Raw genomic sequence first — 23,923 nt, 5'->3', positions numbered from 1 at the left:
GAAAATCCTTCCGATGAATGAAAAATTGCGTTACATTTGTAGACCAAGTGTTAAAAATATTTGGTCATTCAAAATACTTTTTTATACCAGGATGGCATTATTCACCATACCGAACGTCAAGATAGCCGGCATATCTGCTGCAGTTCCCCGCAAAGAGGTGTCGAATCAGGATTATACCTGGATCTCACAGAAGGAGCGGAATCTTCTCATTAAGACCATCGGAGTGGAGAAAAGGCGTATCGCCTCACCAGGCATGACCACCTCAGATTTGTGTTATGCCGCTGCCGTCAAATTATTGGAAGAACTTGGATGGAACAGAGATGAAATACAGGCACTGATCTTCGTGTCACAATCGGGAGATTATCTTATCCCTGCCACCTCAACGATATTACAGGACAGGCTGGGACTTCCAAAGACCTGCATGGCACTGGATATCAACCTGGGTTGTTCCGGTTACATCTATGGCCTGTCTGTCATCAGCAGCCTGATGAGCAGCGCCAGGATAGAGAAAGCCCTGTTACTGGTTGGTGATCTTTCAAACATCAGCTCTTCATACCGTGATAAAAGCACTTATCCCCTTTTCGGGGATTCAGGGACGGCCACAGCTTTGGAATATGTTACAGATGCTGTGTCTATGCCATTTAACCTGCAGACAGATGGCTCAGGATATAAGGCCATCATCATCAGAGACGGAGGCATGAGAAACATTGTGAACAAAAAATCATTTACCTATAAAAAGTACGGTGAAGGCATTTACAGGCATAATCTCCATATTGCTTTGGATGGCATCGAAGTGTTTAACTTCTCACTTCGAGAGGTAGTACCGAATATCAAGCGAACCCTGGAATATGCACAGAAAAACCTTGAGTATTTTGACTATTTGGTATTTCATCAGGCTAACCGGCTGATCATGGAGACGTTACGCAAGATGCTGAGGGTAGAAAAAGAAAAAGTTCCTTACAGCATTAATAAATTTGGCAATACGAGCGGAGCTTCCGTACCACTGACCATGGTGTCGGAATTAAGGGAAGAATTAAAACACCGGCATGTGAAACTTATCCTGTCTGCTTTCGGTATAGGGCTTTCGTGGGGGACTGTTTTTGTGGAGACGGACAGGATTGTGTGTCCGAAGATAGTGGAGTTGGATTAGTCGGCAGTCGGCAGTCAGCAGTCGGCAGTCGGCAGTTGGCAGTCAGCAATAGAACAATTGAACAATATAACAATTGAATAATAGTGAACGCATTTAGTTTAAAAGGCAAAACCATTCTTGTCACAGGTGCCTCGTCAGGGTTGGGACGGCAATGTGCCACATCGATCAGCCATTACGGGGGTACGGTCATCATTACCGGAAGAAATGAAGAGAGGCTGAATGAAACATTAGCAAACCTGGAAGGCGAAAATCACCGGTTTTTTGTGGCAGACCTCACCATTAGGGAACAACTTGCAGCTCTTACTGGAACGCTGCCCAAACTGAACGGAGTTGTTTACAGCACAGGTATCTCCGCCCTATCTCCAGCCCGATTCATCACGGAAGAAGATATTGAAAAAACTTTCAAAATCAGCTTCAACGCCTCTGTTTTACTGACCAGTGAACTTTTGGCACATAAGAAATTGCAGAACAAGGCCTGCTCACTGGTGTTCATTTCGTCGATTTCGACACGGTATCCATTTGTGGGCGGCTCGATGTATATCAGTGCAAAGGCGGCACTGGAAGCTTATGCTAAGGTGCTTGCATTGGAACTGGCTTCAAAAGGAATAAGATCCAATTGCATTTCTCCTGCATTTGTCAAAACACCAATGCTGGATGATACAGCTAAGAAATATTCGCAGGAAATGGTCAAGAAAGTAGAAGAACTCCAAATCCTGGGACTGGGAGAGCCCGAAGATGTAGCCAATACGGTGGTGTTTTTTCTTTCAGATGCATCAAAATGGATAACTGCGACGAATTTAATACTTGGAGGAGGATGATAATTAAAAATGAAAGATTAAAAATAAAAAATAAAAAATGAAGGATGAAAATAATTTAAAATATTCGGTGGTAGTGCCGGTTTTTAACAGCGAAGATACGCTTGGGGAGCTGTTCGAACGGATCAACGGTGTTTTTGACCATTTACAGAAATCCTTTGAGGTTATCTTTATAGAGGATGGCGGGAAGGACAGTAGCTGGAATAAGCTGCTTGCCATCAAAAAAAATCATCCCGACAAGGTCGTTGCCATCAAGCTTGCCAAGAATTACGGGCAGCATAATGCCACCTTCTGCGGGCTCAATCATGCCAAAGGCAACTTTATTATCACCATCGATGATGACCTCCAGAATCCTCCTGAAGAAATTGAAAAACTCATTGCCGGTTACAATGAGAGCCAGGCGGATTTGATCTACGGGCTCTATTCCGATAAAAAGCAATCGAGGCTGAGGAAATTTTACAGCACCTCATTTAACCGGTCATCGCGAGCTTTCGTCAAGGGCCATGGAAAAGGATCATCCTTCAGGCTTATCACCAGGGAGCTTGCCGACAGTCTGCTGAATCATCATCAGAACTTTTTATTCCTTGATGAATTGTTTCTCTGGTATGCACGGGATATCTCCTTTGTAAGTGTAAAACATGAGGAACGCAAGTTCAACAGGTCGGGATACAATGGATTCAGGCTCATGCGGTTATTTGCAAATATTATCCTGTATTATTCCAACGTCCCCTTAAAAATCATGGTTTACGGCGGGCTGATATTCTCCAGCTTTACTTTTTTAATCGGACTCTTTTTTGTTGTCAAGAAGATTTTCTTCAATGTTCCGATACTGGGTTATACATCATTGATTGTTGCTATTATGTTTTCAACCGGGATTATTGTGTTCAGTCTGGGTATTATAGGTGAATATCTGAGCCGTATTTATATGGTGCAGAGTAAAAAGCCTCCCTATATGGTGAAAAAAATTATCTGATTTATGAATATTTATAAATATGGAATAAAGCTTTCGCGGCTGAAGGAAAAAGACATCGAACTTGTGCGCACCTGGCGGAACTCTCCACAGATACAACAGTACATGGAATACAGGGAGCATATCACTCCTGAGATGCAAAAAAAATGGTTCCAGTCGGTTGATAATACCAACAATTTTTATTTCATAATTCATTACCGCGGGGAAAAAATCGGACTTATCAATTCGAGCAATGCCGACTTAAAAGAACTCACATCCGAAGGCGGCATTTTCATCTGGGAAGAATCGTACTACGATACTTTTGTGCCTGTATGGTCTTCATTATGCCTGCTCGAAACAATGTTCTTTGTTTTCGGTGCAAGAAAATCGTTTATCAAGACCTTAAATGACAATCCACGGGCAATAAAACTGAATACCCATCTTGGTTATGAGTTGTTGCCAGGACAGGAAGAGGTTTATAATCAGCAATATATACTCACCAGGGAGAACTTTGAAAAAAAGGCGAATAAGATCATGAAAGCCGCTTCATTGCTTGCCGAAAAGGAAAATCTTGAATTAGTAATTGAATTCGATGATGAGGACTATAAAAGCGATTTTGCCACATTCATGGAAGGCAGGATGGTTAAATCAATGATCAGGTTAAAAGAAAGTTTTCATGGTGGCAAGAGATTCCGCATCAGGCCATATCTTGTTTGATCTTATTTTTATGTGTGCGCAAGTATAACTTTTTGAAGATTGCCAGAAAATTTGAAAGGGTAACACTGAGAGAGAGTGGCAATCTTTCTGCAAATAAAACCAAGTTGTACATCACCTGACCATAAATCAGTGTTGGCAGTATCCACAGGTAAAGGCCAAGGTTAAACCTGTCATATTTTCTCTGATATCCAAATGAACCAGCATATTTTCCCGCAACAAGATCAGCAATCCTGATATCTCTTTCATGCATTTGTTTTTCCCAGAGGTTGATCCTGCCTGTATTTATAGGTTTCATCAGGCTGTCATGTATTTTCATTAGTTCTTCTGAATTGCCGTACGTATCCATGAACCTGCCTTTTTGTTCGATGAAAGCCAGCACCGATGCATCATACTCAATTTCCAGGAAAGCACATACTTCCCTGGTTTTCATTTCAGGATTTCTTGCCAAATCTTCATACCGGAGTGTATAAAAAGATTCAGGATGCTTTTTCTTTAAGCGGTTAATTAATCTAATTGCAGACTTCCATCTGAAGACAACCAAAGGCACAACAGGAACCTCAAAATGAGCATTAATAAGCGACAGGTAATTATCCCTGTAATCCCTCACAATATGAATGAATTTCGACTTGGGATACCATCTGAAAATTTTCTTTATAAAGAGAGAGTAACCTGGATTTTTATCACCGATTAACTGTATTTTTTCTTTTTTGAAAAATGAAGAATAGGTGAGGTAAACTGTCCTGACAAGGTCATTAAAGGATGTTTCTCCCTCCATGTCAAGAAGTTTAATTTTTAGTTCATCCCTATCAATAGTCCATCTTTCAAAATACCGCAGATCAAGCAAGTCATTATAAAAGGATAGAATGAGGTTTTTATCAAAATGGTTTTGTTTTCCATATCTTTTATATAACCTGAAGATCACCTGGCATTCAGGGGGAACAATTACATTCGGATGAGCATCCAGCAACATTCTCAATAATGTTGTTCCTGACCTCGGACGGCCGATAATAAAAAAAAATGGTATACCAGGATTTTTTTCCGTCACGACCTAAGGGATGTGTTCAAACTTATGGACCTCGGCATTTGAATTATAATAACGGGTGCAAAAATACGTGTTTAACGACATTAATAAGATTGTCATGATAAGGTTTTTATAAATTATGTTATTTTGCATGATCTAAATCATCACGGGTGCTTTTTAATTCAATCGAATACCTGATCTTTTTCCCAGTTGTTGTTGCATTGTATTATATCATCAGCCACAAATGGAGGTGGCTGTTCCTGCTGATTGCCAGCTATTACTTCTATATGTGCTGGAAGGCGGAATACATCGTTCTTATTATTGCCACTACCCTTGTTGTATATTATACCGGGATACTGATGGGGAGGGGAAATGCAAGGAGCAAGGAACGAAAAGCGAGGAGCGAAGAGCGAAGAGCGAAGAGCGGGAAGCGAATGTATCTGATTTTATGTATTATAATTAACCTTGGGATACTCGCATTTTTCAAATATGTTAATTTATTTGGTGACAGTTTCAACTTTTTTTTCAAAGAATTCAATATTCTTTACAGGTTTCCTGAATTAAACATCCTGGTACCGGTGGGGCTATCCTTTTATACCTTCCAGTCGATTGGTTATACCATTGATGTTTACAGGGGTGTCACCACGCCTGAAACACACCCTGGCAAGTTTGCCCTTTTTGTAGCCTTTTTCCCGCAATTATTATCAGGCCCTATAGAACGATCGCGCAGGTTACTACCTCAGATCCATGAAAAAAAGGAATTCAGTGAGGAACTGCTGGTCAGTGGCTTAAAACTCATGGTGTGGGGATTTTTTAAAAAACTGGTCATTGCCGACCGGCTTGGTACATTCGTAAGCTCTGTTTATGATAATCCCACCGGGCAGAGCAGTGTGCCCATCATAGCTGCAACCGTTCTTTTTGCCTTCCAGCTTTATTGCGACTTTTCAGGATATACCGATATCGCAAGGGGATCGGCAAGAGTACTGGGATTTGACCTAATGATTAACTTCAACAGGCCGCTGATCGCAAAGTCCATCACGGAGTTCTGGCAACGATGGCATATATCACTGACGAGCTGGTTCAGGGACTACCTCTTTTTTTCTTTACCCTATATCAGAAAAAACAAGATTATCCATTGGAGGATATACCTGAACATGCTGATAACCTTTCTTCTTATCGGTCTCTGGCATGGGGCAAAATGGACATTCGTATTCTTTGGCTTAATACAGGGATTTTATATGATTACTGAAGCAGTCACACAAAAATACCGTCACCGGATAAATCAGACTCTGAAATTTGATAAGATTCCGAAGTTAGTGAATATCGGCAGCACTTGCATTACTTTTGCTCTTCTTTGTTTTTCTATTCTCTTCTTCAGGGCAAATTCATTCAGCGACAGCTTTCTATTGATTGGCAGATCCTTTCATTTCACAAATATTGCCGGATCTATTATGGATATCCTGGGAAACAATGAGGTGACTTTTGCTATCCTGCAGATTATCATTCTTTTAGTCGTAGAACAGTACCATGCAAAACATAATCTTATCAAATGGGTAGGGAACAGACCGGTTTATTTGAGCTGGACCATTTATATAGCTTTTGTTTTTTATATTTTAATATTTGGAATCTTGAGTAAAAAAGAGTTTCTATATTTTCAATTTTAAACCGGATTATGACACGAAAATTTGCAATACGGCTGATCTTATTTGGAACATTAATTCTGCTCATAAATTTTATCTTCGACAGGCTTTACAAAGAGCTGGCTTATTTTACATATCTCAACAACACAGTCGACAAGCAGTTTTCGGAATATGATGACACTTTACAGTACCTGACGCTAGGCAATTCGCATAACTGCATCAATACTTACATCCTCGATAAGACATTTAATTACGGGTCGCCGAGTGAGAATTATGCCCAGACTTATTATAAGCTGAGAAGTGTCCTAAAAAAATACAATAAAATACCTGAGAATATCATTCTGTTTATCGACATGTCGGATTTTGGTCAGAGGATATCCAACAGGTTTGATTACAACGCTTATTGGGTGAAATATGTGGATTATGCCGAGGTGGCCAGGATCAAACATAACAGAGATCTTCTTGTTAACGGATTTTCGGGGAAGTACTGTTCATATGCAGGGAATTACACAGAAATGCAGTTGACCCTTCTGTATTTTTTAAAGATCGGGCATCTCGACATTTATCGTGGTTACCATCTTCCGCGCGATTTCCAAAACTTTGCCCTGCTTAAGGACCGGACCAAATATGCGAAAAGGAAAACCGGACTATATTATGTACGTGGGCAGTATCTTGATAAGGACATGGCCATGTATTTTGAAAGGATTTTAAAATTGTGTCAGGATTATAAAATCAATGTGATCTTAATCAGGATTCCAGTGACAAGGGAATATTTCGCGGAAGCATCCAAACTGGTTCCTGTCGAAAAATTATATGGGGAAGTGAGCCAGATCATTAAAAACTATCCTAATGTGACACGGGTCCTTGATTATCATGATTTGTATTTTGACCGGCCGGATTATTTTTTTGATCCGGATCACCTGAATCCCAGAGGGTCGGATTCGCTTTCATCGGTATTAAAGAGAGAATTTAAAAAACCACCTCGGAAGGATCTGTAAAATTACTTTTTCAGTTTTTTGGAGTTGAACATCCCTATGAATTGCCTGGCCAGAAAGAGAGGTCCGCGGCTTAATATTTTCTCCCTCAGCCGGTAAGGGAACTTGTCAATGATGGCTGTCAGGCAATACAGCATCCTGCCGTAACAGATACCCGGCATGGCCTGCACTTTTATCCAGAGGTTCACTTTTTCATATTGCCTTTTATATCCGGCTAGTTCAGCATATTCTCCTGCCACATAATCAGCGATTTTTACAGCCCGGTCACTGAGGATTTTTTTCCACTTTCCGACATGTTCCGCAGTTATCGGGTGAAATAAGCTGGCATGATGTTTTTTCAAAATATCTGTGGGATAAATCCGTTCAGCCTCTTCTTTCTTTTTATAGAAGTCGAGGACTTCCGGTGTGAAATCTATACCGACAAATTCACAAATCTTCCTGAAGTGCAGGGCCGGATCAGATACCAGATCTTCATAACGGATGATAAAGCAGGCTGCAGGATTCTTCCGGCTTGATTGAATAAACTTCTTTAAGAAATACTTCCATTTATACACGACAAGGGAAATGACAGGTAGCTCAAAATCGACATTTTTCACGGAACAGAAATTATCGCGGTAATCCCTGGTTATACATATAAACTTCGCATCAGGAAAGAGTTTTTGAAGTCTATCGATATAGATGGTATACCCATGATTTTTATCCCCGAATGCCTTGATCTCTTTCTTCTCAAAAAATGAGATATAGTTACTATAAACCACTTTACAAATCGTGCTGTAGGATGTGTGGCCCTGACATGCCAGGATGTCGGATTTCAATTTTTCTGCATCGATATTCCATGCATCAAACTGCCACTGCCGGAACAGGTCATGATAAAAGTTCAACAATGACTTCTCCTTCCAGTATTCGATATTTTTATATTTGGGGTACAGGTTAAGGATGAGCTGGCACTCCCATGGAATTCTGACATTGGGATGGGCATCGAATAACGCCTGCAGAAGTGTTGTCCCCGATCGTGGCCGGCCGACAATAAAGAAAAATGGTATATGGTTTATATCTTCCATACGGATATCAGTATCCAGATTTCACAGTCATTATCAACATTCTCATGAGGTACATTCCTGTAATTTTTGGCTGGTGGCAAAGGTAGAGCATTTCGATTTTGGTTGAAAATTATTTTTAATTTAGCCGCTGAAAAGAATAACAATCAGGAATTTCACTATGAGAATCCCTTTTAATAAGCCTTATTATTCCGGCAGGGAAGCGTATCATTTATCGCAGCTTGTTTATGCAGGTCAGCTTTCCGGGAATGGACTCTTCACCAGGAACTGTCATGATTTTTTCACAAAACGGTATGGCTTTCATAAAGTCTTCCTCACCACATCGTGCACCGATGCTCTGGAGATGGCAGCGTTGCTGGCGGATCTGCAGCCCGGTGATGAAGTGATCATGCCTTCTTTCACTTTTGTCTCCGCTGCCAATGCCATCATCCTCAGAGGAGCAAGGATTGTTTTTGCTGATTGCTCGGATGATTATCCCAACATTGACGCTCGGGCTGTGGAAGGGCTTGTGACACCACGTACACGCGCCATCGCTGTCGTCCATTATGCCGGCGTAGCCTGTGATATGAAAGTGGTGATGGACATCGCACATAAGTATAATCTGTTTGTCATTGAAGACGCCGCCCATGCCATCGACTCCTTTTATAACGGCAAGCCATTGGGAAGCATAGGGCATTTTGGAGCCTTTTCATTTCATGAAACAAAAAATATCATTTCCGGTGAGGGAGGTATGCTGGCCGTGAATGATACTGAATTTATCCAGAGGGCTGAAATCATCTGGGAAAAAGGCACAAACCGCGCAGCTTTTAAAAGAGGAGATGTCAGAAAATATGAATGGTTGGATATTGGATCTTCTTTTCTTCCCTCTGAAATGATGGCTGCATTTCTCCAAGCCCAACTGGAAGACATCGACAATATCCAGAATATGCGCAAAGCCAATTGGAGTATGTATAATGAAAGATTAAAATCTTTGGCTGACAAGGGCTATCTAAGAATACCCGACATTCCGGAATTTGCTACCCATAATGGTAACATGTTTTTTATCCTGACCCATAATAAAAAAGAACGCGATAGCCTGCTCAAGCACCTGGTAGATGAAGGTATACAGGCTGTGTTTCATTACTTACCGCTTCACTCCAGTCCTTATTATAAGGACAAACACGATGGCAGGGCATTGAAGAATACAGACCGCTACTCTGATGGTATTGTCCGCCTTCCCTTTTATACAGCTCTCACTGAGAAAGACATTGATAGTGTAGCTACTTCAGTCATGTCATTTTTTAAAAAATGAATCTATCCCGGCCTGAATGGGATTAGCTCTTCGTCTATTTATTCTTCCACACCGGAATTCTACCCGGTGTCCAGGGGGCTCCTGCTTTTTCCAGCGCATTTTCTATATCAGGCAGGTCCACCTCGCCGATTTTTTTAAGCTGGTCCAAAAGAGCAGGAAAATCCGTCTCAATGGACGCATAAACATCACGCTGTGTCTGTGACACTGCTGATGTTGAGCTCCAGAATGATTCACTTACCGCACTGAGTCTTTCACTTATTGAAGCCGGGGCAGGCCAGTTTTCTTCCTGGCTGGCTTTGGGTTGCTGCCCATAAAAGGCCCAGTTTAAATCATGAAGCTGCAATTCGATCTGTTCTAATCTGTTAAAAAGGTCTGGTGGAAGGCCGGGAGTATTGAAAATCGCTTGTTTGACAGATTGGATGCGTGACATCAGGTCACTTGTATAGCGTTCCGCGCCTTCGACAGCCCTAGTCAGTTCTGCAACCTTTTTTTGAAAAGCGACGAGCTCAGCCCTGTCAGATGCAGGCAGTGTTGTGTTATTGAGAACAATGGCCCGAAACCTGACAGGACCTGCTAAAACCGTTTCCAGACCTCTGACCACTTGTGACAGGGTGACGTTATATGTTCCCGGCATCACCATGTTGCCATCATCACCCAATGCAAGGGGGTCAAAATTTTTATCCAGGCGCACAGGACCTGAAGAAGGAAAATGTAAATTCCATGTGATCCTGTTTATTCCTTCGGATGGTGACTTAGTCAGCTTCCTGATCTCATGGCCCTCCTCATCAGTCATAGTAAAAACAAGATAGGGCTTCACTTCATCATCTTCCTTTCTCAGATCATCCATTGAAGGGATGGGTACCGGTTTCTTTTCTTTCAGCAGATCCTTCTCTTTTTCCTTTCGCAACTGTTTCAGAGTCTTCGGTACTTCCTTACAATAGTAAGTAAAAGTGGCTCCGAATTCGGGATTTTTGGCCACATAAACAGTAGAGCCCTGTCCGTACAAGCCACGTTTCTGAATATACATCAGGGCATCTTTGATAGGAAAGATGTAAGCATCTTTATCCAATATGGAGTCTTTCACCTGGCGTAATGGCGCATAGTTATCAAGGATGTAAAATCCTCTGCCAAAAGTTGCCAGTACCAGATCGCATTCTCTCTGCTGAATGACGGCATCTCTGACAGCAATAGCCGGTATACCGCTTTTAAGCTGAGTCCATGTCCCGCCGCAATTTCTGGTAAAAAACACTCCGAACTCAGTGCCAATAAAAATCAGATCAGGATCTATAAAATCCTGAATGATGGTGTGAACAGTACCATTCTGTGGGAGATTTCCAGTAATAGACTCCCACGATTTTCCCTTGTCGGTGCTTTTAAGTATATAAGGTTTGAAATCATCACGCTGAATATTATCGAAGGAGGCAAAGACAATGTTTTCATCAAAACGGGAGGCAAAGATGTCGCTGACATAAGTATTGTCGGGTATGCCAGGAAATTTGTCGGCCTTTCTCCAGGTTATGCCGGCATCTTCGGTGATTTGTATCAGGCCATCGTCGGTGCCGACATAAAGGAGGTCCTCTTTTACGGGTGATTCATCCATTGAAACACTGGTTCCATAGAGGGATGTAGACACATCTTTTGACACCGCGTCAATACTCCACCACTGGCCCATCACAGGCCATGTATTGCGGTCAATTTTAGCGGTGATATCTTCGCTGATGACCTGCCAGCTTTGACCTCTGTCATCACTCCTGAAAACTTTATTGGCTGCTATATAAAGCCTGGTATTGGAGTGAGGGCTGAGGATGAACGGGGTGTTCCAGTTCCATTTATAGGTGTCTTCTCCTTTACGTGGCTGGGGTTTGATATAGGTATTCTCACCGCTCTTTTTATCATAGCGATAGATATTCCCATATTGATACTCGGAATATACAATATCAGTATTCTTGGGATCGACAGCCTGCCAGAAGCCGTCACCGCCAAGCGTGACGATCCAGTCGGAACTGGTGACACCCTGTCTGGATAGATTTCTGGAAGGTCCTCCCAGGCTCGAATTATCCTGTGTCCCGCCATAGACCCAGTAAAAAGGTTCCGTGTTATCGACATTCACACGATAGAATTGAGTAACAGGCAGATTAGACTTGAAGACATAGTTTTTACCTGCATCCCATGATTCATAGATACCGCCATCGCCACCGATGAGGAGGTGTCCGGTATCTTCAGTATCTATCCAAATAGCATGGTCATCCACATGGCGTTTGTCATTGCCGACGGCATGCCAAGTCTTTCCGCCATCATCGGTAACCTGCATGACAACATCAATGGCATAGACTTTATTCACATCTTTCGGGTCGCAAGTAATTTCGTTATAGTATTGACCCGGAGCGGTATAATCGCTCATTTTCTCCCAGGATTCACCTCTGTTGTCAGACCGGTAGAATCCGCCGGCATTTTCGGCGGCTTCAATGATGGCATACACCACATCAGGATTTACGGGTGACACGTCGAGGCCGATGCCGCCCATATCTGCCGAGGGCAGGCCGGAAGTCAGTTTGCGCCATGTCTTACCAGCGTCGGTGGTTTTATAAATGGCCGTTTCAGGTCCGCCGCCGATCTTGGTAAAGATATGACGACGGCGCTGCTCCGATGAGGCATAGATGACATCCGGGTTACGCGGATCCATGACCATGCAGTTGACGCCTGTATTCTGGCTTATGTCCAGCACTTTATTCCATGTGGCGCCGCCGTCGGTGGTTTTATAGAGCCCCCTGTCTCCTCCTGGCCCCCAAACAGAACCTTCTGCAGCAACATATACGACATTAGAATTCCTGGAGTCAATGAGAATTTTACCTATTTGCCGTGATTCTTTTAATCCCATGTTGGTCCAGCTTTTGCCGCCATCGGAAGATTTATATATGCCATCGCCATAACCCAGTGAACGCTGGTGGTTATTTTCGCCCGTCCCGGCCCAGATGACATTGGGATTGGCCGGATCCATTGCCACGCAGCCAATGGCATAAGAGCCATAGTTATCGAACACAGGTTCGAATGTAGTTCCGTTGTTGACAGTTTTCCAGATATGCCCGGATGCCACAGCCACAAAATATTCTTTGGGATTTTCCGGATTGACGGCAAAATCGGCAATACGTCCCGAAGTGAATGCCGGGCCGATGGAGCGAAACTGTAATCCGATGAAAAGAGACGACTTCAGCGTATCATGGCCATCTTTCTTTTCTTTATCTCCTCCTGATGAAAGATAAGGAATACAGGATAATAAGGATATCAGGATAATACTATATCCCATGCGACAATGATACTTCATAACTAATGATTTTAAGGTTTAACCTGAATGATTTTCTGTTCACTCAGAATTCAATGCAAATTAGTAAATTATTCTGATGCGATGTGAATGATTTAAATTTTGAAGCACGACTTCTATCAAGGCCATTTTCAGTACCTTTTTTCGTATTATAACATGACTGCCATTGACTTTAATTGAATTATCGACTATATTTGTGGTCAACTCTCACTTTCAAAATAAAATATGAAGAATATAATCGTACCGGTTGATTTTTCAGATCTGTCGATCAATGTAATAGATATGGCCGGTAAGTTGGCCATAGCGTTTGGGAGCAAGGTATGGATCATCCATGTGGACTCCAGGCAGCCCTATTATGTCGGGCTGGAGGTCGGCCCTGAACTGTTACAGGACCTGCGCATTGAAGAACAATCCAGGATGGAACTTGATCTGCAGGCTATGGAAGATTATTTAAAGAAAAAAGGTGTTGAAGTTGAAGCTATTCTTTTGCAGGGAAAAATCGTCACTGTCATCCTGGAACAATGTCAAAAACTGGAAGCCGACATGGTGATCATTGGTTCGAAGACCTTTGGGCTTTTTTCCAGGACATTTCTCGGCAGCGTGAGTGAAGGTGTGCTGCGCAAAGCGCCGTGCCCGGTAATGGTTGTGTCGGAACACTCCGACCGCTAACTTTTTCTGCCTGATACCGGTCCCTGTCAGCTAATCATGAGGGCCCTTTTGAATTCAGCCTCCGGATTAAATAAATACCGGTAGGTGATATGGGTCTTTAAAATTTTCCCTCCTACCTGCTCCGCAACATGCATCATTTTTGGATGAAAGTCGCCAATCCAGTTCATCTCGAGGTCAGTATAATGGAGATGGCCGGATGCCACAACATTTGCAAACACAACGACGATGGCGGCCTCCACACCTTTGCCCTGCTGTTCCGGTACAACACCAAAAAGCATCCCCAATACTTTTTTACATGTTTTTGCTTTCTTATGATAATAGTATTTAAGCTTTCCGACAAGGTCCATTTTACCATTCAAGTGCTTAATAATCTGGTTCACTTCGGGTAGCATGATGAAAAAGGCCACAGGTTCATTGTTGTAATAGGCAAACCAAACCAGCCGTTCATCCAGGATGGGTACAAGCTTTTTAATGGTTGCCTTTGCCTGCACCTCGCTCATCATATTCACACCGGTATGTTTGATCCATCCTTTATTATATACTGTTCGGAAGTCTTGAGTAAAGCGGTCGATCTGTTTAATGTCCAGATGCCGGAAAGTGTAATCGTGATTGGTCAATATCTTTTCTGCCTTTTTACGCACCGTATCCTGTAGTTCCGATGTGACCCTGCGATGATAGGTATACTGCTGGAAGTAAAGTTTAAAACCATAAGCCTCAAAAAGATCCTGGTAGTAAGGGAAATTATATGGTGTGCAATAGTTGGGTTCTAAAAATCCCTCGACGAGGAGTCCCCACCACTGATGACGTTCTCCGAAATTAACCGGTCCATCCATGGCTTCCATACCTTTTTCTCTCAACCAATTCCTGCATTGATCGAAAAGAGCAAAGGCTGCTTCCTTATCATTGATACACTCAAAAAAACCCATACCTCCTGTCGGTTGATCTTGCTTAAAAGCCTGCTTGGTGTCAATAAAGGCGGCAACCCTGCCAACAGTCTGTCCGGAGCTGTTATTTAAAATCCACCGTGTACATTCACCATGCTGGAAATACTTATTCTGCCTGGGATCAAAGATCCTTTCCACGTCATTATCAAGTGGGCGTATCCATGTTTTATCGTTCCTGTATAACCAGACAGGTAACATGATAAATGCCTTCTTTGACTTTTTATCATGGACTTCTATAAAGGTGTACTTCTTTTCCATATAATCTCAAACGACATAATTTGTTCATCCTAACATGGAATATCATTGCTACCGGTAGCAGCTTTCACGAGCAGACTATGAATCTCCATTTCCGTGGGTTTAATAATCCCCATTTCCGTAATCAAACCAGTAATATAACGAGCCGGTGTTATGTCAAAAGCAGGATTGATGGCCTCCGATCCAGGGGCAGAAATACGTACCCTGATAATCTCACCATGATCTGTCATCCCTTCCTGAAACAGGACCTCATCCGTGCTTCTTTCTTCAATTTGTATTTCAGAACCTGATGGGCAATTCATATCAAATGTTGATGCAGGAACAGCCACATAAAGCGGGATATTAAATTCTCTGGCGGCGATGGCCTTCTCGAAGGTGCCGATTTTATTGGCCACATCACCATTAGCTGCGACCCTGTCGGCTCCGACGATCATGATGTCGATTAAACCTTGTGACATCAGATAAGCACCGGCATTATCCGTGATGATACAGTGGGGTACTCCTTCATTTTGGAGCTCCCAGGCTGTCAGTTTGGCTCCCTGTCCTCTGGGCCGGGTTTCATCAACATAAACAAAACATTTTTTCCCTGACCGGTGAGCCAGATAAACAGGTGAAAGGGCTGTGCCATAATCGACGAAACCGAGCCACCCGGCATTGCAGTGAGTTTCAATCCGGCAACCATCAGATAAAAGCTCCGCACCATACTCTCCAATTTTGCGACCCTCCGCGGCATTTTCATCAGCTATTTGCTGTGCTTCATCATAAGCATGCCGGAAAGATCGCAGTCCTGCATCATATACTCTCCGTGTAGCATAAAAGAGATTCTGTGCAGTAGGCCTTGTCGATTCTATTTCTTTCCGAGCAATTTCAGGAAGATCTATCTTCTTCGTCTGTTCCGCTTCCTTAAATGCCAGTGCCATGGCAAAGCCTGCAGCAGCGCCAATGGCACCGGCACCCCTGACGGTCATCATCACGATAGCACGACATAACTGCCTGTAATCCAGTACTGTAAATATTTCGAAACGGAAAGGCAAAAGGTTCTGGTTGATCATATAAACCTTCTGATCATCCATCCATATAGTCCGGTATTCCCTGTTGTTAACCTTCATCGCATAAATATGATCCGCTTGTCACCTCTCTGTTCTGTTACTTATCCTGAAATAATTCATTAACGGCAATCCATGCCATCAAACCCATACCGACAGCCAAACAGCTTTCATCAACATCAAACTGTGCATTGTGCAGATTAGCAGTGATGCCTTTCGCCTCATTTCTTATGCCCAGCCTGTAAAAACAAGCCGGACGGGCATGGGCATAATAGGCAAAATCTTCGGCTGTCATCCGCATATCCAGTTCAACAACCTGATCTTTTCCGAGTAACTCCTCAGCATAATTCCTGACAGCAGCCGTTGTTCCGGGATCATTATAAAGAAAAGGATAACCTTTATCGACAAATATTTCACATGAACCTCCATAGGCATTAGCGACCGACTGGGCAATAGTAATGATTTTATCAATAGCTTCTTTTCTCCAGGCATCATCATAGGTGCGTAATGTCCCTTCCATGATCACCTCATCGGGTGTGATATTGGTTTTGCCGTTGGCCATTACACGTCCTATTGTCAGAACCGTGGGATTAAGAGGTGAGGAAGACCTGCTGGTAATAGTCTGCAGCGCCTGGATGATATTGGCTGAGATGACTATCGGGTCAATATTCAGATGGGGTGTGGCGCCATGCCCGCCTCTGCCACGGACGGTAAAATATAATTCATCGCTTGAGGCCATATATTTTCCTGCCTTCATTCCAACCTTACCGGCATCAAGATCGGGGTAAACATGTAAACCGAATATCTTGTCAACATGGGGATTTTCGAGGACACCCTCATTGATCATCATGATCGCCCCACCGGGATATTGTTCTTCTGAAGGCTGAAATATCAGTTTCACTGTGCCGCTGTATTCATTTGAAAGGGCTTTAAGGATCTTTGCTGCACCAAGCTGGCAGGCCATATGCACATCGTGCCCGCAGGCATGCATGACATTACTGATTTTTGAGGAGTATGGTACATCGCTTTTTTCGTCCAGCGGCAAAGCATCCATATCAGCACGCAGGGCGATGACCTTTGATGCAGGATCCTGGCCTTCAATAATACCGACGATACCGGTTCTGGCCATACCTTTTTTAAAGGGAATATCATAACTTTCCAGGTATGATGCAATGCTTGCAGAGGTCCTATATTCCTGCATAGAGAGTTCAGGATTGGCATGAAAATGTCGCCTGATCTCAACGATCTCCTGCTGATACTCAATGGAGAGGGCTTTTATACGTTCCTTCAGATGATTCATCGAAAATTAATTTGTCACATGTTCAAAGATAAGAAGTTTGTTGAATTACAAGAGAAAGAAAGGTTTATTTAAAGGATTGAAGGGCATGGAGTTTTTTATAGAGGCCATTATGTTCAATAAGTTCCTGGTGCGAGCCTCTTTCAACGATTTCACCGTTATCCAGGACGATGATTTCATCGGCAAACTGGATGGTCGACAGGCGATGGGCGATGACAACGGATGTTCTGTTCTTCATGAGATTGATCAATGCATCCTGGACGAGACGCTCCGATTCTGTATCGAGGGATGAGGTGGCTTCATCCAGCAGCATGATCGGCGGATTTTTCAGCACCGCCCTGGCAATACTTAACCTTTGTTTCTGTCCTCCCGACAGTTTGGTACCCCTGTCGCCAATATTGGTAAAATATCCATTGTCCATCTTCATGATGAACTCATGGGCATTGGCAATTCTGGCTGCAGCCTCCACCTCTTCCATTGTTGCCTTCCTGTTTCCAAGGGCGATATTGTTAAAGACTGTGTCATTAAACAAAATAGATTCTTGCGTGACGAGGCCCATCAATCCTCTCACATCCGAAATGACCAGGTCTTTAAGAGGTATACCGTCAATGAGTATCTCCCCTTTTGTCACATCATAGAATCGTGGTAACAGGTTGATCATTGAGGTCTTCCCGGCACCGGAAGGTCCGACAAGGGCGATGGTCCTGCCCTTGGGAATGCGCAGGCAGATGTCCTTCAGCACCTCCTGTTCTGCTTTATTATCAGCTGGGGCATATGAAAAACAGACATCACGGAATTCTATTTCCTGTTTGAACTCGCTAACCCGTCTGGCATCAGGTTTTTCGACGATGACCTCCTCGGCTTTCAGGACTTCTTCGATGCGTTCGACAGAGGCGGCGCCCCTTTGAATGTTGTACACTGCCGTGGTGATAGCTTTTGCAGGAGGTATGAGCTGGGAGAAAATGCCCAGGTAAACGATAAATGTTGCCGCATCCAGAGGATTTTGCGGACCCAGAACAAGCCGGCCCCCGAACCAGAGAACAACGACCATTACCAGTGCACCAAGAAACTCACTCAGCGGCGATGCCAGGTCACGTTTCCGGTACAGACGTGTCATTAACCGGAAGTAGGACCGGTTATGGTCATTGAAATTTTGCTCAGCCGATGGGATGGCATTAAAAGCTTTGATAATCCGCAAACCGGAAATAGTCTCTTCAATAATAGATAATAACTCTCCCATCTTTCTCTGTCCCTTCATGGAGGTCCTTTTTAAGCTTTTACCCACCTGCCCGATCAGGTAACCACTGATGGGCAACAGGACAAGAACAAAAACTGTGAGGGATGGGCTGATGAGAAAAAGGGTGATGACAAAAAAGAGGATGGTGAGAGGCTCACGGAAAATCATTTCCAGAGAGCTCATGATCGACCACTCAACCTCCTGCACATCTGATGTCATACGCGAGATGAGGTCACCTTTTTTTTGCTCGGTGTAATAGGATAAGGGCAGGATGAGTATCTTTAAATACATTTCATTCCTGATATCCTTGACAACGCCATTGCGCAGGGGCGCAAGAAAAAACATGCCGAGGTACCGGAACAGGTTCTTGAGAAAAAACAGAACCACAATGGAAATGGCAATATACATCAGGACTGTCATCTCTCCCCGTTCATGGATCATCCGTCCGATCTCATAATAAAAATTCTGTTTTACCGACTCAAAACTGGACAATGTGAACGGCGGCTTTGTTCCGGGTATTTCAGTAGTTTTAAACAGCATCTGAAGGATTGGAATGAAAAGGGCGAAAGAAACCAGGGAGAAGAGTATCGATAGAATGTTGAAAAGTATGTTCAGGCTGGCATAGCCTGAATATGAGAGAGCATAATGCAGTATTTTGATCAGCTTTTTCATCCATGCAAATATAAAATGAAAACAGACAATTATGATCGTAAATTGTCCATATATGCCAATTCGATTAAATAATACAAGATTTTTCGGTAAGTTCGCAAAATCTTACCTTTGTATCATGGAAACAAAAAGACAAAATAAGATATCGCGACTGATTCAGAAGGAAGTGGCTGAGATTTTCCTTTATGAGGGCCGCAACCTCTTTGAAGGGGCGATGATAACCGTTACCAGGGTTCATGTTACAAAAGACCTCTCCATTGCCAGAATATACGTCAGTTTATTTGCCATAAAGGATAAAAATGAGCTGCTGGGTAAAATATGCCTGCAATCCAGGGAGATCAGGAAAAGACTGGCTGTACGTATTAAAAACCAGGTCCGTATCATGCCTGAATTGGAATTCTTCCTGGATGACTCTCTGGATTATATCGAAAAAATCGAAGAATTACTTAAGAAATGATCCTGTCATATGATGAATACATGGATCTTAAATTAAGCGTTTATGGAATATGATCCAATTAAACGGCGTCTGGGGATAGTGTTCAATAAAACCATATGGCTCCGGAAAATTTTCTATAAACTCCTCGACCTGTTGCTTTTGCGGTCATGGCATGTGAGGCGTGAGCTGATATCCTGGTCTGCCGCACAACAGGGTGAAGGGCAGGTGCTTGATGCAGGATCCGGCTTCGGACAATACAGCTTCTACATGGCAAATAAATGGAGGAATATGTCCATAACCGGTATAGACCTTAAACAGGAACAAATCAATGACTGTAACCAGTTTTTCAGCAGGGCAGGCCTGAACAACGCCCATTTTATTTATGCTGATCTGATTACGTATAAAAAAACAGCCGCTTACGACCTGATCCTGTGTGTTGATGTGATGGAACATATCGGAGAAGACCTTATTGTCCTTAATAACTTTTCAGAATCGCTTAAAAAGGGTGGTCTGTTGTTGATTTCAACACCATCCGACAAAGGCGGATCGGATGTGCATGAGCACGGTCAGGAATCCTTTATCGAAGAACATGTAAGAGAAGGATACAACATGGAAGAGATCAGGGAGAAACTGAAAAGCTCCGGATTCAGCCAAATTGAAGCCAGTTATACGTATGGCATCCCCGGTCAGATTTCATGGAGATTATCGATGAAATACCCGATTGTCCTGCTTGGCATATCCAAACTTTTTTTCATCCTTCTGCCTTTTTACTATCTGGCCGTTATGCCTTTTGCACTCCTATTGAACTGTATTGATTTGAATTTCAGGCAAAGGACAGGAACAGGATTGCTCGTAAAAGCATGGAGATGAAACAATTAATATAACAGCCCGAAATATTGAAAAGTTGCTATGGTAAAGATCATTTCCAAATCAGAAAGGACTCAGAATAATACGTTGCCGGAAAGCCATGAAGGTGATACGAAAAGGAAACGTCTGGTGCTCTGGATGTCGATCTCATTAGTCATCATCGTCCTGGCTTCATTTTCATCTGTTTTTAAAAACGGATTTGTGGATTATGATGATAAGAAATTCATATATAATAACTTACTCATAAAAGAATTAAATTCAAAAAGTCTGGTTAATATTTTTACAGAACACAATTTCACACCGTGGTATAAACCCCTGGTCTATTTATCCTGGGCCATTGAGAAAAAGATCTTTGGTTTAAATCCAGTGGTATTTCACACGACAAATCTCTTATTCCATATAGCAAACACGATCTTTCTGTTTTTAATTCTTCTAAAGTTATTTCGAAAAACATATCCTCAGAATGAATTCACTCCATGGATTGCACTTCTCGTCGCAGCACTGTTCGGCATCAGTCCGCTAAAAGTTGAATCTGTAGCCTGGGCAGTCGAACGTAAAGATGTGATGTTTGGATTCTTCTATTTATCAAGCTTATACTGCTATGTTAATTATTTAACCGGAAGAAAGTATTACAATATCCTTGTCGGAAGCATCTTATTTCTTTTTGGGTTAATGTGCAAATCAATGATCATTACCCTGCCGGTTATCCTTTTTCTTATTGACTTTTTATTCAAGAGAAAGATAAACTTTAATCTTATCAGTGAAAAGGTACCTTTTTTTATAGTTCTACTGATTGGTTTGGGATTCTACGGATTTTTTTGGTCTCCGCCTCATGCATATCATGCACTTACTCCTGGAAGGGAAGCACTACACAATAGAATTTCGATAAAATCCTTCCCAAATAAGCCCACTTATATGGCTTACAAGGCTTCTTTCCACTCTTCCCGTCTCACTGAGTGGGTGACAAGATCAGTTGTTCCTTATAAATTATCAGTGGTTTATCCTTTGCCGAAATTGTATTATCCTGATCGTTATAAGCTGGTAGATCTCGTTTTCGTGTTACCTATTCTTCTGATGATCGCAGCAGGGATCTTTTTTTATAACCGGATTCGTGCACTAACTGCAGCTATCGCATTCTATTTTATCACCATCCTTCCAGTCTTAAATATTTATATTAATGAGAGTTATGTTTCTGATCGCTATACTTATTTCCCATCGATAGGAATTTATTTGTTGATAGGAATTATTGTTCTGGAATTAGCATCGCGCTGGCCAAAAATTAAGTACTTTCTTCTTTCAATATTTGCTGTTTATCTGTTGTTTTTTGGCGTTTCTACTTATCTGCGCGTCAAAGTATGGCATGATAGTATAACCCTTTTTGAAGACCTGGTGACAAGATTTCCAAAACTTTACTTCGGTTATACCTCCCTGGGCAACAGTTATCTTGATCTTGGAAAACCGGAAAAGGCGATTCAGTATTTCAACAAATCTCATGAATTGAATCCCAACCAGGCTATTATGCTGAATGCACGGGGATTAGCCAAACATCACACAGGTGATTATGCAGGGGCACTCCGCGATTATGATCTGGCAATCAGGATGGAACCGACGTTCTCATTGGCATTAAGTAACAGGGGTATTACAAAACTGACACTTGGACAGACCCAGGAAGCACTAAAGGATTTTAATGAAGCCCTCCGCCTGGATAATGAATATGTCTCCGCTTATAACGGACGTGGCATGGCATGGCAGAAACTTGAAGAGTATCAGAAAGCCATTCAGGACTTCACGACTTGTCTGAAGTATAATCCCTATTATGTCATGGCCTATATTAACCGCGGGAACACAAGAATATTAATGAAGGATTATCAGGGTGCAATTGCAGATTTTACCCTCTCGTTCAGGATCAGTCCCAACAATGTCCAAGCTTTACACGGCCTGGGATATACCAAACTGAGCATGGAGGATTATCAGGGTGCGGTGCAGGATTTTACCCGGACCATCAATATGTATCCAAGTTACAGCTTAGCCTATTTTAATAGGGGTGTAGCCAAATTTCATCTTAATGACCTGGCAGCTGCCTGCAGAGACTGGAATGATGCTTACCGCCTTGGCTATACACAAGCATTGGGATTTCTGAATAATTACTGCAAATAAGTAACCTGAATAATCGTTATAATAACCTTATGTATTTCAACTAACCCTGCGATCCTTGAAACTGCCATTATTCATAGCCAGAAGGTATCTTATCTCAAGGAAATCCTATAATATAATTAATATCATATCCGGGATTTCAGTGGCCGGTATCACAGTAGGTACCATGGCACTGATCATCATCCTGTCGGTCTTCAACGGATTCGAGAATATCGTTACGAAACTGTTCAATTCCTTTGATCCGGATCTGCTCATCACTGTGAAAGAGGGAAAAGTCTTTGATCCATCACGCCTGCCGGCTGAAACGATCAGAAATATCCCCGGTGTGATCCGTTATACTGAAGTAGTTGAAGAAAATGCCCTGCTGAAATATGGTTCAAAACAATACATTGCCACCATCAAAGGCGTATCAGAAGACTATGAAAAATATAGTGGTTTGGACAGTATGCTGGTCGAAGGGGAACTGGTGCTGCAAAAGGGTGCGCGCCCTTTCATGGTTCTTGGCTATGGCGTATCCTATTATCTCGGGGTCAACCTGAGTGCTTTTGATAATTCCATTTATGTGTATGTCCCGAAAAGGACCAAGAAGACGCTTTCATCCATTGACCAGGCTTTTAATTCAGGTGTTATCACGCCTTCAGGGATTTTCTCCATACAGCAGGATTTTGACTCAAAATATGTGCTTGTGCCTGTTGGCTTTGCCCGCACCCTGCTTGAATATACCAGCGAAGTCACGGCCATTGAAATAGGGCTGGCTTCATGGACTGACAAAGAAAACATCCAGGAACAGGTGAAACAGCTTTGCGGCGATGACTTTAGCGTCAAGAACAGGTATCAGCAGCAGGAGCTTCTGTATAAAATGATGAAATCGGAAAAGCTGGCTATTTACTTTATATTGGGATTCATTCTGCTGATCGCCACTTTCAATGTCGTAGGTTCATTATCCATGCTCATCCTCGATAAAAGAAAAGACATTGGTGTAATATGGAGCATGGGAGCCAGCAATACCCTGATAAAAAGGATCTTCCTGGCAGAGGGGCTGATGATTTCGCTATCGGGTGCTTTGCTGGGGCTTCTGCTTGGCGCGATGATATGCTGGATACAACAGCGGTTCGGTATCATTAAACTGGAGGCAGGCAGCGGCTCCTTTATCATTGATGCCTACCCTGTCAGAATGCAGGTAAAGGACTTCCTGCTTGTATTCCTGACCGTTATGATCATCGGAATGGGATCAGCATGGTACCCGGTCCGGCAAATCTCAAAAAAATACCTGCAACAAAAATTATCTTAGATTGTTTTTTCTTTTTACGTCATAACATCATTAATTATCTTGCGGATAGACGATAAATGAATGAAATTTTATAATTTTGCGAGCCTGAAACATAAGAACACAT

At 42.6% G+C, this 23,923-nt stretch carries 19 protein-coding genes; 12 read left to right on the top strand and 7 right to left on the bottom strand.

What is annotated here, in order from left to right:
* The first annotated feature begins 91 nt into the window (after positions 1–91).
* From NT175_12650 to NT175_12635, 4 genes are all read left to right on the top strand, one after another.
* Positions 92–1,150 (top strand): ketoacyl-ACP synthase III, encoded by a 1,059-nt coding sequence (locus NT175_12650; GenBank protein ID MCX6235544.1) that lies wholly within the window; start codon positions 92–94, stop codon positions 1,148–1,150.
* 83 nt (positions 1,151–1,233) lie between these two features.
* A complete protein-coding gene (locus tag NT175_12645) occupies positions 1,234–1,968 on the top strand; it encodes an SDR family NAD(P)-dependent oxidoreductase (GenBank protein MCX6235543.1) in 735 nt (244 codons plus the stop codon).
* Positions 1,969–2,005: 37 nt separating this feature from the next.
* Positions 2,006–2,938, top strand: coding sequence for a glycosyltransferase family 2 protein (locus NT175_12640; GenBank protein MCX6235542.1), 933 nt, complete (start codon positions 2,006–2,008; stop codon positions 2,936–2,938).
* Between the two features lie 3 nt (positions 2,939–2,941).
* Positions 2,942–3,631: a GNAT family N-acetyltransferase gene (locus tag NT175_12635; GenBank protein MCX6235541.1), complete on the top strand. Its 690-nt coding sequence runs from the start codon at positions 2,942–2,944 to the stop codon at positions 3,629–3,631.
* Here the strand turns inward: NT175_12635 and NT175_12630 are convergent.
* Complete coding sequence (locus NT175_12630; GenBank protein MCX6235540.1) at positions 3,612–4,676, bottom strand: sulfotransferase; 1,065 nt, start codon at positions 4,674–4,676, stop codon at positions 3,612–3,614. The genes NT175_12635 and NT175_12630 overlap by 20 nt on opposite strands.
* 146 nt (positions 4,677–4,822) lie before the next feature.
* Between NT175_12630 and NT175_12625 the strand changes: the two genes are divergently transcribed.
* Together NT175_12625 and NT175_12620 are read left to right on the top strand one after the other, a co-directional pair.
* The gene (locus NT175_12625) at positions 4,823–6,316 is read left to right on the top strand and encodes an MBOAT family protein (protein ID MCX6235539.1); all 1,494 of its coding nucleotides are present in this window, start codon (positions 4,823–4,825) and stop codon (positions 6,314–6,316) included.
* Positions 6,317–6,324: 8 nt separating this feature from the next.
* Complete coding sequence (locus NT175_12620) at positions 6,325–7,290, top strand: hypothetical protein (protein MCX6235538.1); 966 nt, start codon at positions 6,325–6,327, stop codon at positions 7,288–7,290.
* Positions 7,291–7,292: 2 nt separating this feature from the next.
* Here the strand turns inward: NT175_12620 and NT175_12615 are convergent, their stop codons facing one another.
* Positions 7,293–8,348, bottom strand: a complete 1,056-nt coding sequence (locus NT175_12615) for a sulfotransferase (protein MCX6235537.1) — start codon at positions 8,346–8,348, stop codon at positions 7,293–7,295.
* 157 nt (positions 8,349–8,505) lie between these two features.
* Here NT175_12615 and rffA point away from each other — a divergent pair, with 157 nt between their 5' ends.
* Entirely contained in the window at positions 8,506–9,636 is a 1,131-nt protein-coding gene (gene rffA, locus NT175_12610) for a dTDP-4-amino-4,6-dideoxygalactose transaminase (protein MCX6235536.1), read from the top strand.
* Positions 9,637–9,670: 34 nt separating this feature from the next.
* Here the strand turns inward: rffA and NT175_12605 are convergent, their stop codons facing one another.
* Positions 9,671–12,958, bottom strand: coding sequence for a YCF48-related protein (locus NT175_12605; GenBank protein ID MCX6235535.1), 3,288 nt, complete (start codon positions 12,956–12,958; stop codon positions 9,671–9,673).
* A 222-nt stretch (positions 12,959–13,180) separates the two neighbouring features.
* On the opposite strand from NT175_12605, the gene NT175_12600 reads away from it, so the two are divergent.
* On the top strand, positions 13,181–13,624 hold the full coding sequence (locus NT175_12600) for a universal stress protein (GenBank protein ID MCX6235534.1): 444 nt from the start codon (positions 13,181–13,183) through the stop codon (positions 13,622–13,624).
* Between the two features lie 26 nt (positions 13,625–13,650).
* On the opposite strand, the gene NT175_12595 is transcribed toward NT175_12600, so the two are convergent.
* The 4 genes from NT175_12595 to NT175_12580 form a co-directional block, all read right to left on the bottom strand.
* A complete protein-coding gene (locus tag NT175_12595; GenBank protein MCX6235533.1) occupies positions 13,651–14,826 on the bottom strand; it encodes a hypothetical protein in 1,176 nt (391 codons plus the stop codon).
* 29 nt (positions 14,827–14,855) lie between these two features.
* Entirely contained in the window at positions 14,856–15,932 is a 1,077-nt protein-coding gene (mtnA, locus tag NT175_12590; protein MCX6235532.1) for an S-methyl-5-thioribose-1-phosphate isomerase, read from the bottom strand.
* Positions 15,933–15,969: 37 nt separating this feature from the next.
* Positions 15,970–17,169: a M20 family metallopeptidase gene (locus tag NT175_12585; protein ID MCX6235531.1), complete on the bottom strand. Its 1,200-nt coding sequence runs from the start codon at positions 17,167–17,169 to the stop codon at positions 15,970–15,972.
* A gap of 64 nt (positions 17,170–17,233) precedes the next feature.
* Entirely contained in the window at positions 17,234–19,075 is a 1,842-nt protein-coding gene (locus NT175_12580) for an ABC transporter ATP-binding protein (GenBank protein MCX6235530.1), read from the bottom strand.
* 115 nt (positions 19,076–19,190) lie between these two features.
* Here NT175_12580 and rbfA point away from each other — a divergent pair, with 115 nt between their 5' ends.
* Genes rbfA through NT175_12560 form a run of 4 tightly spaced genes read left to right on the top strand, consistent with a single transcriptional unit; the run spans position 19,191 to position 23,820 of the window.
* Positions 19,191–19,529, top strand: a complete 339-nt coding sequence (rbfA, locus tag NT175_12575; GenBank protein ID MCX6235529.1) for a 30S ribosome-binding factor RbfA — start codon at positions 19,191–19,193, stop codon at positions 19,527–19,529.
* Between the two features lie 42 nt (positions 19,530–19,571).
* Complete coding sequence (locus NT175_12570) at positions 19,572–20,378, top strand: class I SAM-dependent methyltransferase (GenBank protein MCX6235528.1); 807 nt, start codon at positions 19,572–19,574, stop codon at positions 20,376–20,378.
* Between the two features lie 39 nt (positions 20,379–20,417).
* Entirely contained in the window at positions 20,418–22,532 is a 2,115-nt protein-coding gene (locus NT175_12565) for a tetratricopeptide repeat protein (GenBank protein MCX6235527.1), read from the top strand.
* 55 nt (positions 22,533–22,587) lie between these two features.
* Positions 22,588–23,820, top strand: a complete 1,233-nt coding sequence (locus NT175_12560) for an ABC transporter permease (protein MCX6235526.1) — start codon at positions 22,588–22,590, stop codon at positions 23,818–23,820.
* Positions 23,821–23,923 lie beyond the last annotated feature (103 nt).

Source organism: Bacteroidota bacterium, from assembly GCA_026391695.1.
Lineage (GTDB): Bacteria > Bacteroidota > Bacteroidia > Bacteroidales > JAGONC01 > JAPLDP01.
Note: the sequence above shows the minus strand (reverse complement) of the source record. Positions and strands in the feature narration are given on the sequence as shown.

Coding starts and splice junctions, on each gene's coding strand:
- NT175_12650 (MCX6235544.1), top strand. CDS start 92: ATGGCATTATTCACCATACCGAACGTCAAGATAGCCGGCATATCTGCT.
- NT175_12640 (MCX6235542.1), top strand. CDS start 2,006: ATGAAGGATGAAAATAATTTAAAATATTCGGTGGTAGTGCCGGTTTTT.
- NT175_12635 (MCX6235541.1), top strand. CDS start 2,942: ATGAATATTTATAAATATGGAATAAAGCTTTCGCGGCTGAAGGAAAAA.
- NT175_12620 (MCX6235538.1), top strand. CDS start 6,325: ATGACACGAAAATTTGCAATACGGCTGATCTTATTTGGAACATTAATT.
- NT175_12615 (MCX6235537.1), bottom strand. CDS start 8,348: ATGGAAGATATAAACCATATACCATTTTTCTTTATTGTCGGCCGGCCA.
- rffA (MCX6235536.1), top strand. CDS start 8,506: ATGAGAATCCCTTTTAATAAGCCTTATTATTCCGGCAGGGAAGCGTAT.
- NT175_12605 (MCX6235535.1), bottom strand. CDS start 12,958: ATGAAGTATCATTGTCGCATGGGATATAGTATTATCCTGATATCCTTA.
- NT175_12600 (MCX6235534.1), top strand. CDS start 13,181: ATGAAGAATATAATCGTACCGGTTGATTTTTCAGATCTGTCGATCAAT.
- NT175_12595 (MCX6235533.1), bottom strand. CDS start 14,826: ATGGAAAAGAAGTACACCTTTATAGAAGTCCATGATAAAAAGTCAAAG.
- mtnA (MCX6235532.1), bottom strand. CDS start 15,932: ATGAAGGTTAACAACAGGGAATACCGGACTATATGGATGGATGATCAG.
- NT175_12585 (MCX6235531.1), bottom strand. CDS start 17,169: ATGAATCATCTGAAGGAACGTATAAAAGCCCTCTCCATTGAGTATCAG.
- NT175_12580 (MCX6235530.1), bottom strand. CDS start 19,075: ATGAAAAAGCTGATCAAAATACTGCATTATGCTCTCTCATATTCAGGC.
- rbfA (MCX6235529.1), top strand. CDS start 19,191: ATGGAAACAAAAAGACAAAATAAGATATCGCGACTGATTCAGAAGGAA.
- NT175_12570 (MCX6235528.1), top strand. CDS start 19,572: ATGGAATATGATCCAATTAAACGGCGTCTGGGGATAGTGTTCAATAAA.
- NT175_12565 (MCX6235527.1), top strand. CDS start 20,418: ATGGTAAAGATCATTTCCAAATCAGAAAGGACTCAGAATAATACGTTG.